The sequence below is a fragment of the Psychrobacter sp. 1U2 genome (genome assembly GCF_051847575.1).
The window spans coordinates 1-646 of record NZ_JBPYDC010001275.1 but is presented as its reverse complement, the minus strand read 5'-3'; the positions used below and the strand labels follow the sequence as shown (position 1 = coordinate 646).

Annotated in this window: 1 protein-coding gene; it reads right to left on the bottom strand. The window is 44.6% G+C overall.

Annotated elements, in window-relative coordinates; genetic code table 11:
• The coding region (locus ACS8FD_RS21615) for a hypothetical protein (RefSeq protein ID WP_439277385.1) at window positions 1–600 on the bottom strand (600 nt) is incomplete at its 3' end.
• Between the last annotated feature and the right edge of the window lie 46 nt (window positions 601–646).

Below are 646 nucleotides of genomic sequence, written 5' to 3'. Positions count from 1 at the left end.
ATCGACATCGTTATAGCCTGTGGTGTTACCATCGTTATCGCCGTTATTTAAGGTATAAGTGGGCGCTTCAACTACGCCAGTGGCTGCGTTATAGTTCGCGCCGCCACCTAGGTTACTCGCTGTACTATTGCCTAGCGCATCAGTCTTGGTATCAGCAGCCCCTGCTGCTGCATCTAATTGACCGAAATTCACCGCGTCATCAGCTACGATACCGTCGGCAACTTTAGTAATACGATTGCCACCGTTATTAAGACCTTCATTGCTTAGAGTCACTGTTTGGTTTGTACCACCGGTTAAAGTAATACCAGATCTATTGACGGTAGTATTACCTGTTCTAACGCTACCATTTACTCCAAGATCAACGCTCTCATTTAAACTAACTTGTACGCCATCAGCGGTGGTAGTAGAAATGATATTACTGTCACCAGTGACGTTAATAGTATCGCCTAGCGCAAAATTATTGTCTGTCGTGCCATTCCCAAAGCTAATACCTTTATTGATGTCAGCTGTATTGGTGGTAGTACGAGTATCTAAGTTACCTAGCGCGCCACCAACGTTATTGACCGTGGTATTGGAGCCAGTATTAGTCCCGTCATCCAAGGTATAGGTTGGAGCAGTATAAGTGTCAGTTATTGCATTATAAGCT